This window comes from Alphaproteobacteria bacterium, assembly GCA_035625915.1.
Taxonomy (GTDB): Bacteria; Pseudomonadota; Alphaproteobacteria; order JACZXZ01; family JACZXZ01; genus DATDHA01.
Window position 1 is genome coordinate 1 of the sequence record DASPOR010000184.1, and the last position, 11,850, is coordinate 11,850.

The window sequence follows — 11,850 nt, forward strand, 5'->3', positions numbered from 1 at the left end:
GTCGCAAAGGTGAGGGGGAGATCGCTTCCGAATCAGTTGTCATTTTGTCACGATTGGTCCGTGCGACCGGTGCAAGCCGACGTGTTCCGTGCCGGCGAGCTCAGAAAAAGGGGGCGTTCGCCCCCTCTCTCGCGATCTTGGTAATGCCTCTCCGTCGGCATCCGATCAATTCCGGCTTGCGGGGTCCATGACGCGGAAATTCGAGCGCGTCGGCTGTTCGTCCCCAAAAAAAGTGCTGCGTTCTAGCGGACGTTTAGAGGTGCGTGAGCACCGCCTCGGCGCTGCTTGCCTCGAGCTTGCCGGGCGCTTCCTCAACGCCCATCCACTTGACCGCACCCTTGTCGACGATCATGGCATAACGTTTTGAGCGAAGCCCAAGCCCTGCCGCCGACAGGTCCTGTTCGAGCCCGGCCGCCTTCGTGAAATCGGCATTGCCGTCAGCGAGCATCATGACCTTTTCGCCAGCACCCTGTTCCTTGCCCCACGCCCCCATCACGAAGGCGTCATTGACCGAGATGCAAGCGATTGTCGACACGCCCTTTTTCTTGATCGCGTCCGCGTGCTGAACGAATCCAGGCACGTGTTTGGCCGAGCATGTTGGCGTGAACGCACCCGGCAGGCCGAACAGAACAACCTTCTTACCCGCGAAAAGCTCATCGGTCGTGATTTCGGCTGGACCGTTGGCGCCCATGTACTTGAGCTTAACGGACGGAATCTTGTCTCCAACCTTGATGGTCATTGTCCTACCCCATTATTGAGAATGAAACATGATGAAAGCCGATGCGGCCCTCACGGAACTTGGGTCGGATGCGGGGTCGCCCGCTCGTCTCAAGCCTTCGATGGCGCACAATAAATACGATTCTTCGTGGGAAATATAGCCCCTTTTGGGGGCTTTCCTGGTTCTGCCGAGCGACTGGAGCGCGCCTAGTTTTGAGAGGTGCGCTTTATCGGCCCCGCCTTGTCGAGCGCTTCGGCAACGAGATCTGGAGTCAAAAGCTCCGGCAGAGGAATCCCGGCCGGGGCGCCCGGGCCGTAGACGACGTTGAACGGAATCCCATAGCGTCCGAAGCTTGTAAGATAGCTTGCAATCTCGTCCGAAGGCCGCGTCCAATCGGCGAGCATGCGCACAACCGACGGCGCCGCGAGCATTTCAGCGACCGGCGGGCGATCGAGCACGAGCGTTCTGTTCGCCTTGCAAGTGATGCACCAATCCGCCGTCACGTCGACGAAGACGATCTTGCCTTGGGCGACGAGGCTGGGGATTTCGGCGCGCGCGAAAGTCGACCAGCCTAGATTCTCGCGCCCGGTCTCGCCGGCTTTGTCCGCCGGCAGTTCCCCTGGCAAGGCAAATGCAAAGATCACGAGTGCCGCAACCGCCACCGCACCCGACCGGCGCGCGAAGTCAGGCCACAGCCGGCGGGCCCAAAGGACCAGGGGAATTCCAGCAAGGCACAGTGCGACCGCAACGGCCGCGCGTACACCGAATATTCCGGCCATCACCGAGGCTAGCCATAGAGCGGTCGCTGCCAGCGCCGCGCCGAGGATTACCTTCACGGTCACCATCCAACGGCCGGGCGCGGGCAAATGCCGTGCAAGACCCGGAACGGCAGCCACTAAAAGGTACGGCAGGGCAAGCCCGATCCCAAGGGCCGTAAAAATCGCGGCGATTTCGAACGATCCTCGGGCGAGCGCAAACCCGACGGCTGTGCCGAGGAAAGGGGCAGAGCATGGAGTTGCGAGGACCGTCGTGAAGGCGCCCGTGAGGAATTGGCCGACGATACCCTGCTGCCCTTTGCCAGGCTGTTCCGTCATCGCGTCGGCGAGAAATCCCGGCAAGCGTATCTCGAAAAGGCCCCAAAGGTTCGCCGCAAAGAGCACGCAAATGACGGCAAGTGCCGTCAGGAACACGGGATCCTGAAACTGGATACCCCAGCCGACCGCACGGCCAGCGAGCTTGAGGGCGATTGTTGCAACGGCAAGAAGAAGAAATGCAAAGACGATCCCCGCCGCAGACGCGAGGAAGCTTGCGCGTATGGCACTTCGCCCTGCCCCCGCATGCGTGACCACCCCGAGAAGCTTCAAGGAAAGTACCGGCAGCACGCATGGCATAAGGTTGAGGGTGAGCCCGCCGACGAGTGCAAGGAACAGCATGAGGGCGAGCAACCCCGCTCCGGACTTGGCCGGTGCCGCATCGGGGGTGATGCTCATCTCGAGCGAGCGCGGGCCGTCGACCAGGGTGAGCCTGAGTGGGGTCGTTCGCCAGTCGGGAAACTCCTTGGCGACGGTGCCTATTGCAACGCGCAACGTCGCGAGGCGTCCGGAGTCTGTGAGTGCGACAGTCGGAGCGGCGAAATCGAGTGGGGACGGACCCTCGACAAAGAGATCGGGGCGCTGGAACGGCTCCCGCGCCGACGCCATGACTTCGAGAACCGGCTTCCCCGGCGATCCGGCGATCGCCGCGCGCTCGATCGAGAGACCAACCGCGCGGTCGCCGCGAGGAACCTCATTCTCGAAGCGATCGATGAGGTGGGTAAATGCCGTCGGTGCCGCCGGACCCGCCGGAAGATCGAGCGCCAGTTCGGCCGTATAGGGAATGCAGATTTCCCGACAGGTGAGGTAGTCCACCTTCGCCTTGAGGGAGACGGGTTCCCCCACCCGAGTAAGCTCCGCATGAATCGGGAACACCACCCTATCGTGATATCCGAGCGTGTCGAGGCCCAGGACCGAAAAACGCTCGGGTGCCGGCCAAAGAATTTCGGCATGCGCCAGGTTTTGCGATCCGTCCCATTCGACGTGAGGCGGAAATCCGGCCGCACCCGGACTGCGCCAATAGATCTTCCATCCGGGCTGGAGCTTGAAGTCGAGGCCGAGCTGGACGGTCCTCGCGTCGCCCGCGGCGGCAGCGGCAGAGATCAGGCGCACTTCCGTCTGATCCGTAAGTGCTGGCTGAGATGCACCCGGTTCCACCACAGATGCTGCCTCGACAACGTCGCCAGGAGCCTTGGATTGGCCCCGCTCTTGGCCGACACTTGCGTCTACGCCTCGAGTTGTGTCGGAGGTTGGCAGAGAGGTTTGGGCGTCCGCCTGCCAGAAAACCGCGGCGAGGGCGAGAGCCGCAATGGGGAGGCCAGCGCGCTGGAGGACGGCTCGAAGCCAGTGTCGATACGCAAAAACCTGCCCCAACATTCGAATATTCGCCACGCGGATTAAGGGTTAATCAGCATATTTCGTGCACATATAAACCCGATCGGGCGGCTTCACAAACACGCCTGATTCACAAAGATGTGTTAGACTCGGCTTGTTTGGAGATTGCGCGCACCATATGTGAGTCATCATGAAGATTGCCGTGGCCGCAACGGGTTACCTCGCGGGACAGCTGCTTATCGCCATGCCGACGATGCAGGATCCGCGCTTTGCCAAGACAATCGTTTATATGTGCGCGCACAGTGCCGAAGGTGCGATGGGGCTCGTCGTCAATCGCACGCTCAAGCAGTTCACTTTCCTCGAACTTCTGGATCAGATCGGTATTCCGGCGAGAGGTACGACCAAGGATATTCGCGTGCATTTTGGTGGACCGGTCGAATCCGGGCGCGGCTTCGTGCTTCACTCGGGTGATTTCCATGCCGACGGGACCCTGGTTGTCGAGGAGAGTGTCGCCCTCACCGCCTCAATTGACATCCTCAAGGCGATCGCCGATGGACAAGGACCGCGTTGTTCGCTACTCGCCTTGGGCTATGCCGGCTGGGGACCCGGCCAGCTTGAGGACGAGATCCAGGCCAACGGCTGGCTCAGCGTGCAATCGGACGAGGCGCTGCTCTTCGACAACGATCTTGATACCAAATGGGAGCGCGCGATGGCTAAACTCGGCGTCGATTCTCGCATGTTGTCCGATAACGCCGGTCACGCCTGAATCAATTCATGCCAGAGTCAATCGACGCCCGAATCAATTACGCCACACCAAATTTTTTCATTCACTCGTAGACCGACTCGGTCGACGCCGGATATCCGGCTTCCGTCCCGATAAGCGCGAAAAGGAGATGATCGCTCCACTCGCCATTGATACGAAGATATTTGCGCGCGTAGCCTTCCTCTTTGAAGCCGATCTTTACCAGCACGCGGCGGCTTGCCGTGTTCGTCGGCAGGCATGCCGCCTCGAGACGATGGAGCTCGAGCGCTTCGAACGAAAATGCCACAACGGCCCGAAGCGCGTCGGTCATGTATCCGTGGCGTGCATAGGGTTGCCCGATCCAGTACCCAAGCGTGCCGGACTGGGCGACGCCGCGGCGAACATTTCCTAGCGTCACGCCACCAAGGAAGCAGTTGTCCTCCTGTCGAAAGACGAAGAAGCTATAACCGGCGTCCTCGCGCCAATCGATGCCGTAGCGGCGAAGTCGCCTGCGAAACGAATCGCGTGTCAACGCATCGGGCGGCCATGTCGGCTCCCAAGGCATCAGGAAATCGCGTGATGCCGCCCGCAGATCGGCCCACGGGCGCCAATCGCGATCTTCCGGCATGCGCAAATAGGTGAGGCGGCCAGCGAGACGGGTCGGCGCGGGTGGTGATCCGGAGAGGGGGCGCAGGAGCCTCATCCGCGACCGCTCCGCCCTAATTCAGCCGCCGCGCGACCGACTCGTAGGACTCGAGTCGAGAAATCGGACCGAGCGCGGCAAGTGTCGGCCTCGATGCAGTCAGCCGCGTCGCGATGCGCGCGATCGCGGCTTTGTCGACGGCCTCGATCAGCTTGATCGTTTCGCTGGTCGGAATCGGGCGGCCGAAGACGAGCAACTGCTGGCCGAGTTGCTCGGAACGAGCACCCGTGCTCTCAAGCGACATGAGGATGCTCGCTTTAAGCTGCGCCCGTGCCCGGCTAATCTCCTCTTCGCTCGCCGTTTCGCCGACCGAACGCAATTCATCGCAGACGACGCGGACGACCTCGGGCACGTCAGCCTCGCTGGTTCCCGCATAGACGCCGAACGTCCCGCAATCGGTGAAACTCGACGCAAAGGCGTGGATCGAGTAAACGAGCCCGCGCTTTTCGCGAACCTCCTGGAAGAGGCGCGACGACATTCCGCCGCCAACGAGTGTGGAATAAACCTGCAGCGCGTGGAAATCGGGATCGTGATACGAGAGCCCGTCGAGCCCCAGGATGACGTGGACCTGCTCGAGGTCGCGCTCGGATCGGAAGTCGCCGCCGCGGTAGCGCCCCTCGGCTATCGTCGGCGACGCGCCTGCGGGCAAATGGAGGAATGCATCGGCCGCAAGCTCGACGAGCTGCGCGTGCGCGATTTTGCCGGAGGCAGCGACGATCATGCGCGACGCGCCGTAGTGGTGCGCCATGTAGCCGAGGAGTGCATCCCGGCCCATGTGTTCGACAAGCTTCGCTTCACCCAACACGGGTCGACCGAGCGGCTGATTGGGGAACGCCGTCTCTTGGAAATAATCGAAGACGATGTCGTCAGGCGTGTCGAGCGCCTGGCCGATTTCCTGCAGCACCACGGCGCGCTCGCGCACCAATTCATCCTCATCCATTATCGAATGCTGGAGAATGTCCGCGATGATGTCGACTGCGAGTGTGGCATCCTCGTGCAGCACCTTCGCGTAGTACGCGGTCAATTCCCGCGATGTATAGGCGTTGAGCACACCGCCAACCGCCTCGATCTCCTCGGCGATCGCGCGGGCCGAGCGTCGCTTGGTTCCCTTGAACGCCATATGCTCGAGAAGATGCGAAATTCCATTGATATCGGCCGTCTCGAAGCGCGTGCCGGCGCCAACCCACACCCCCAAGGAGACTGTCTCGACCTGCTCCATTCGGTCGCTGACCACAGTGAGCCCGTTCGGTAGTTTAGTCACCTCGACATTCAGTGCCGGCCCGTTGTGGGACCTCGGCGGCAGCACCTGCAAGCCAGCCATATTTTAAAACCCTTTTCTGATCAATATGTTATCGGGAAGCGCCCAATTCGGGTCAACGCCCTCGGCGCTCATCATACGACGACGGCCGGCTAAAGTTGTACTGCCGAATTGGGGATGGGTTCATGCCGCTCCGCGCATGGCGGCACGCTCACGTACGAATTCCTCGACCAACGTTAAGTTATTGTCAAGTATAGAATATTTTTCCCCGCGCTGAAACAGGTCGGCAAGACGGGGGGGCAAGGCCGGGCGTACGCCGGTGGCCCCTTCGACCGCATCGGGGAATTTGGCTGGATGCGCGGTTGCAAGCGCGATCATGGGAGTTGCCGCGTCCTTTCGCCGCGCACGGCCGGCCGCGACGCCGATGGCACTGTGGGGGTCGAGAAGCTCCCCTGTCGCGCGATAGACGTCGGCAATCGCTTGCTCGGTCGCGGGATCATCGACGCGGTAGCCTGAGAAGAGACGACGCAAAATCTCCCAATCGGACGCCTCGAGCATCAGCCGGCCTTCGTCGCGGAAGCGCTGCATCGCGTCAGCGACCCGCATGCCATCGCGGCCTAATACATCGAAAAGCAGGCGCTCGAAATTCGATGAGACTTGGATATCCATGCTCGGCGAAAGCGACGGCTCGACCGCGCGCATTTCCATCGTCCCCCCGTCAAAAAGACGCGTCAGGATATCGTTCCGATTCGAGCCGACGACCAACTGGCTTATCGGCAGACCCATCTCGCGCGCCGCATAACCCGCAAAAACATTGCCGAAATTGCCCGTCGGTACAGAGAAGGCCACGCGGCGCTCTGGCGCGCCAAGTGCTAGTGCCGCCCAGACGTAATAGGGAATCTGGGCCATGATGCGCGCCCAATTTATCGAGTTGACTGCGGAAAGCCGCAGCTCCTCGCGAAACGGCTGATCGTTGAACATCGCCTTCACGATGTCCTGGCAATCGTCGAAGCTGCCCTTGAGCGCTATGTTCCAAACGTTGGGCGCGTCGACGGCCGTCATCTGTCGACGTTGCACTTCCGAGACCCGACCGTGGGGATGAAGGATGAAAATGTCGACCGAGTCTCGGTCTCGACAGGCCTCGATCGCGGCCGACCCCGTATCTCCCGACGTGGCGCCGACGATCGTTGCGCGCTCGCCGCGGCGCGTCAGCACGTAGTCGAAAAGTCGTCCGACAAGCTGGAGGGCCAAATCCTTGAACGCGAGCGTGGGGCCATGAAAGAGTTCTAGCAGCCAGTCATTCACCCCGAGTTGCTTCAGGGGTGTCACGGCGCGGTGGTCGAATGAGGCGTACGCCTCACGTACAAGGGATGCGAACACGTCCTCTGGGATGCGCCCACCAAGGAATCGCTCCATCACGCGCGTTGCCAGCTCCGGATAGGTCAATTCGCGAAAGGCGACAAAGTCGCTGGCCATCAGGCGAGGCCAAGTCTCGGGCAAATAAAGCCCACCATCGCGCGCCAAACCGGCGAGCAGCACTTCGTCGAAGACGAGTACCGGGGCGTTCCCTCGGGTGCTGATGAATCGCAAAGGCCGGTTGTCCTTTTTCGAACTTCAATCTAGCCGATCGCGACCGCCGACGAATTGCCGAGATAGCGGTCTTCGAGATGTCGCTCGAAAATCTTGGGATCGAGCGGCCGCCCGGTTGCCTCAGTGATAAGCTCGGAAGCCGGGAGTAGCGAAGCCTTGCCGTGGACATGCTTGCGCAGCCAAGCAACGAGCGGACCGAAGTTGCCGTTCCGGATACCGTCGAGGATCGATGGATCGTCTCGCTTGGCCGCACCGAAGAACTGGGCCGCCGTCATGGCGCCGAGCGTGTAGGTGGGAAAATAGCCCCAGGCGCCATCGTACCAATGGATATCCTGAAGGCACCCGCGCCGATCGTCCGGGGGACGAATGCCGAGCAGCTCTTCCATGCCGTCATTCCAAGCGCCCGGAAGATCGGCGACGGCAAGATCGCCGGCCAGCATCGCCCTTTCAAGTCTGTAGCGCAAAATGACATGAGCGGGATAGCTCACTTCGTCCGCCTCGACCCGGATCAAGCTGCGCTCGACACGCGTATAGTGACGGTAGAGGTTTTCCGCGTCCCACGAGGGGCCGCTGGCACCAAATGCGGCCCTGGCAAGGGGCGCTAGATAGGCCAAGAACTCGCGGCTGCGGCAGGCTTGCATTTCGATGATCAGGGACTGGCTTTCGTGAATACTCATGCCGCGGGGTTCTCCGACCGGCTGATAGCGCCAATCCGCGGGCAGACCGCGTTCGTAAAGCGCATGGCCGGTTTCGTGGAGGACACCCATGAGGCTTTCGGTGAAATCGTTTTCGCTGTATCGCGTGGTGATGCGCACATCGTCCGGCGTTCCGCCGCAGAAAGGATGAAGGCTTACGTCAAGCCGACCGTGACGGAAATCGAAGCCGACGACACCCATGAGCTTTTCGCAGAGCGATCGCTGCCGCTCGATCGGAAACGGCCCGTCGAGCACGTGCGCTGCACCTTCCGTTGCCTGGCGATCGAGTACGGTTTCGAGAAACGGGCGCAGGAACTTCGAGAGCGGATCGAACACGCGATCGATCTCGGCGGATTTGCCGTCCGGCTCCCATTCGCCGAGAAGCGCGTCATAGGGTGTGAGACCGAGCTTCGCCGCCTTCGCCGCCGCCACCTCGCGCTGAAGTGCGAGGACGATTTCAAGCTGTGGCCGGATCATCGCAAAGTCGCTCTTTGGACGCGCCTCGCGCCAAAGCGCTTCGCACGCCGCATTTCCCTTCGACAGCGCTTCGACTAGGTGAGCGTCGATCGCCGTCGCATGCACGTAAGCACGAGTCATCTCCCGCAAATTGGCGCGTTGCCAGGGGCCAAGGTCGGCATCGGAGGCTGCGGCGCTCTCCAACAATTCGCCCACACGCGGATCCGTCATCAATTCATGGACAAGGACGTGAAGCGTGGCGGTTTGTTCGGCGCGCGACGCCTGGCCTCCCGGCGGCATGACGGTTGCCAGATCCCATTGCAGCATCGAGATTGCGTGCCGCACATTCACGATGCGGCGAAACCGCCGCTCGAGTTCCTCATAGGCCGACATCAGGTGCGCTCCGCTTCATCGTCCGACTCGCTCGCGTGCCGCTCCTTGGCCAGGTTGCGGTGATAGATCACGTAGATAACACCCAGGGAGACAGCAAATGAATACCACGTGATGGCGTATTGCAGATGGTTGTTCGGAAGATCGATCGGGCTTTGCCCGCCGATCGGGTAGCCGCCGGGATTGGGGTCCGGGCCGGCATCGACAAAATAGGGCCGAACCCCTCCGAGATTCGCCCATTTCGCCATCGCTGGAATGTCGACGTAAAACCAGATGTCGTTCTGCGGCTCGTTGTCCGGCACGAGCCAGTTTTGCTTCTGGCCGCGGCGCAGCAATCCCTCGAGCGTAACGGTTCCGGCAATTTCGCCTGTCGAGCGCGTCGAGGGGTCCTTGCGCTCAATAGGGATCCAGCCGCGATCGACGAGTATCGTGCTGCCGTCATCGAGACGAAGGGGGGTCACGACATGGTAGCCAACGTTGCCGTTGAGCGAGCGTGCGGCAAGATACATTTCCTTGTCGTTGCGAAACTCGCCGCGCACCTGCGTTTTGCTGAAATCGTAGCTATCAGGCAACGCATTTTCGGCGGGCAGTGGGATCGGGGCCGAGGTCGAGCGCAGGGCGCGCTCCGCGATCAGATTTTCCTTCCAATGAAGCCTCTCGAGCTGCCACGTCCCAAGGCCGATCAGGATGATGAGCGACGGGACGGTAAACACAGTTGGCCAAAAGGTCGGTCGAAAGCGGAAGAACTCGTGAAAGCGCATGACGGTGAATTTAGCGCGCGACAGGCCCAACCGGCCAGCCCCCTTGCAATCGAGAGGGATGGCAGCCGCGGCGGCTATTCACTCAAAGCGGATTGCATGCCTTCAAGAGGCAGCCTCAACTTCCGCCCCACCAATAAATGCAGGTGAAGAGGAAGAGCCACACGACGTCGACGAAGTGCCAATACCACGCGGCAGCTTCGAAACCAACGTGATGGTCGGGCTTGAAATGCCCCTTCAACGCCCGGAAGAAACACACGATGAGGAACGTGGTACCGATCATGACGTGGAAGCCGTGGAACCCAGTCGCCATGAAGAAGGTCGACGGATAGATCCCACCTTTGAAGCTGAACGGCGCGTGGCTGTACTCGTAAGCCTGAACCCCGGTGAAGGAGAGGCCGAGAAGAATCGTGAGCGCCAAGCCTCGAAGCATATCGCGCCGGTTGCCCTCGCGCAGCGCATGGTGCGCCCACGTCACCGTGACACCGGAGGTCAACAGAATGAGCGTGTTGAGGAACGGTAGGTCGAAGGCATCGAAGGGCTTGATGTCCTTTGGCGGCCAGACGTGCCCGATCGCCTCGGTCGGAAAGAGGCTCGCATTGAAAAAGGCCCAGAAGAAAGCGACAAAAAACATCACTTCCGATGCGATGAAGAGCGCCATGCCGTAACGGTGGCTGAGGGCGACGACCGGCGTGTGATCGCCCTTGAACTCGGCCTCCCGGATCACGTCGCGCCACCAGAAGAACATGGTGGTGAGGATCAAGGCCATGCCGACCGCCATGATCGCGGTGCCGTAGGCGATTTTGTGCATGAACATCACGGCGCCGCCGAAGGCGAGCAGGGCAGCCGTGGCGCCGACGGCCGGCCACGGGCTCGGCTGGACGAGATGGTAGGGATGCTTCGCCTCGTGTTCGGCGCCGTGGCTTGTGCTCATGATGCTTCCTCTTTTGGTCTGCTCTTTTCAGGGACGGCGTCAGTTGACGTTTTTCGGTTGGATCGTGGCGGCGGTTTTGCCGCTTGCCCGGTCGTATTCCTCGGCATCCTTGTCGCGGTAGAACGTGTAGGAAAGCGTGATCGTTCGAACGTCATCGAGATTGCGGTCCTTGACGATGTCCGGGTCGACAAAAAAGGTGACCGGCAACTCCGCGGTCTGGCCCGGTTCGAGGCGCTGCTGGCTGAAGCAGAAACACTGCACCTTGTCGAAATAGAGTCCGACCTTGAGTGGCGTTACGTTGAAGAGCGCCTGACCGACGATCGCTTCGCTCGAAAGGTTGGTCGCCTTGAAGTAGGCGAGCCCCTGCTGCCCGACCTTGACCGAAACCGCCGTTTGCTCCGGTTCGAACCGCCAGGGCAAATTGGGATCGATGTCGGCGTTGAAACGCACCGTGATGACGCGGTCTCCGACCGCCCCCGGCGCTGTTTCGGCCCGCTGAGTGGTGCCCTCATAGCCGGTCGCCTGACAGAACAAGCGATAGAGCGGGACGGCGGCAAATGAAAGACCCACCATGCCAGCGAAGACGCCCGCAAGGATCGTGGCGGTCGCGGCATTGCGGCGGTTGGAGCGATCGGTCATTGAGCGCCCCCGCCCATGCGAACGACGGTCATCGTATAAAAGAGCACGACCAACCCGGCAAGAACGGCGAAGATCGCCCAATTTCGGGCGCGAACGCGCCGGCTGACAAGATCGGGGGGCGCCACCGGCTCCCGCTTGCGCGCACGCTCAGCCATTGCCGAGTCCTCCGCCGAGGGCGGCGACGGGTGCGCGGTCGGCGATTGTCATCGCAAAGAGGAGGAACAGATAAAGGATCGAATAGCCGAACATCTGTTTGGCAGCACGGTCGCGCAGACCGTCCGGTTCGCGATAGACGCGAAGTGCTGCGACAATGAACATGGCGCCGAGCACCGCGGCAGCCGCGCCATAGACCGCCCCGACGATGCCAAGCGCCCAGGGCGCCAAGGTAATCGGCCAGAGCAGCAGCACGTAAAGGAGAATGTGGCGCTTGGTCTCCTGCCGACCTGCGACGACCGGGAGCATGGGTACGCCAGCGCGCGCGTAATCGTCCGACCGATAGAGCGAAAGCGCCCAAAAATGCGGCGGCGTCCACATGAAGATC

Annotated in this window: 12 protein-coding genes; 1 reads left to right on the forward strand and 11 read right to left on the reverse strand. The window is 61.4% G+C overall.

Features of this window, described 5'->3' with window-relative positions; genetic code table 11:
- Nucleotides 1-253 precede the first annotated feature (253 nt).
- Nucleotides 254-739 (reverse strand): peroxiredoxin, encoded by a 486-nt coding sequence (locus VEJ16_14450; protein ID HYB10864.1) that lies wholly within the window; start codon nt 737-739, stop codon nt 254-256.
- Nucleotides 740-924: 185 nt separating this feature from the next.
- Nucleotides 925-3,186, reverse strand: a complete 2,262-nt coding sequence (locus VEJ16_14455) for a protein-disulfide reductase DsbD domain-containing protein (GenBank protein ID HYB10865.1) — start codon at nt 3,184-3,186, stop codon at nt 925-927.
- Nucleotides 3,187-3,334: 148 nt separating this feature from the next.
- Here VEJ16_14455 and VEJ16_14460 point away from each other — a divergent pair, with 148 nt between their 5' ends.
- Nucleotides 3,335-3,910, forward strand: a complete 576-nt coding sequence (locus VEJ16_14460; protein ID HYB10866.1) for a YqgE/AlgH family protein — start codon at nt 3,335-3,337, stop codon at nt 3,908-3,910.
- Between the two features lie 61 nt (nt 3,911-3,971).
- On the opposite strand, the gene VEJ16_14465 is transcribed toward VEJ16_14460, so the two are convergent.
- From VEJ16_14465 to VEJ16_14505, 9 genes are all read right to left on the reverse strand, one after another.
- On the reverse strand, nt 3,972-4,589 hold the full coding sequence (locus tag VEJ16_14465) for a GNAT family protein (protein ID HYB10867.1): 618 nt from the start codon (nt 4,587-4,589) through the stop codon (nt 3,972-3,974).
- Nucleotides 4,590-4,605: 16 nt separating this feature from the next.
- The gene (locus VEJ16_14470; protein ID HYB10868.1) at nt 4,606-5,910 is read right to left on the reverse strand and encodes a pitrilysin family protein; all 1,305 of its coding nucleotides are present in this window, start codon (nt 5,908-5,910) and stop codon (nt 4,606-4,608) included.
- Nucleotides 5,911-6,030: 120 nt separating this feature from the next.
- Nucleotides 6,031-7,437, reverse strand: a complete 1,407-nt coding sequence (gene thrC / locus VEJ16_14475; GenBank protein HYB10869.1) for a threonine synthase — start codon at nt 7,435-7,437, stop codon at nt 6,031-6,033.
- A 29-nt stretch (nt 7,438-7,466) separates the two neighbouring features.
- Nucleotides 7,467-8,981: a carboxypeptidase M32 gene (locus tag VEJ16_14480; GenBank protein HYB10870.1), complete on the reverse strand. Its 1,515-nt coding sequence runs from the start codon at nt 8,979-8,981 to the stop codon at nt 7,467-7,469.
- Nucleotides 8,981-9,769 (reverse strand): SURF1 family protein, encoded by a 789-nt coding sequence (locus tag VEJ16_14485; protein HYB10871.1) that lies wholly within the window; start codon nt 9,767-9,769, stop codon nt 8,981-8,983. Before VEJ16_14485 ends, VEJ16_14480 begins: the two co-directional genes overlap by 1 nt.
- Nucleotides 9,770-9,854: 85 nt before the next feature.
- Nucleotides 9,855-10,670: a cytochrome c oxidase subunit 3 gene (locus VEJ16_14490; protein ID HYB10872.1), complete on the reverse strand. Its 816-nt coding sequence runs from the start codon at nt 10,668-10,670 to the stop codon at nt 9,855-9,857.
- A 39-nt stretch (nt 10,671-10,709) separates the two neighbouring features.
- A complete protein-coding gene (locus VEJ16_14495; GenBank protein ID HYB10873.1) occupies nt 10,710-11,309 on the reverse strand; it encodes a cytochrome c oxidase assembly protein in 600 nt (199 codons plus the stop codon).
- Entirely contained in the window at nt 11,306-11,464 is a 159-nt protein-coding gene (locus tag VEJ16_14500) for a hypothetical protein (GenBank protein ID HYB10874.1), read from the reverse strand. Before VEJ16_14500 ends, VEJ16_14495 begins: the two co-directional genes overlap by 4 nt.
- A partial coding sequence (locus tag VEJ16_14505) for a UbiA family prenyltransferase (GenBank protein HYB10875.1) occupies nt 11,457-11,850 on the reverse strand: 394 nt, incomplete at its 5' end. The genes VEJ16_14505 and VEJ16_14500, both read right to left, overlap by 8 nt.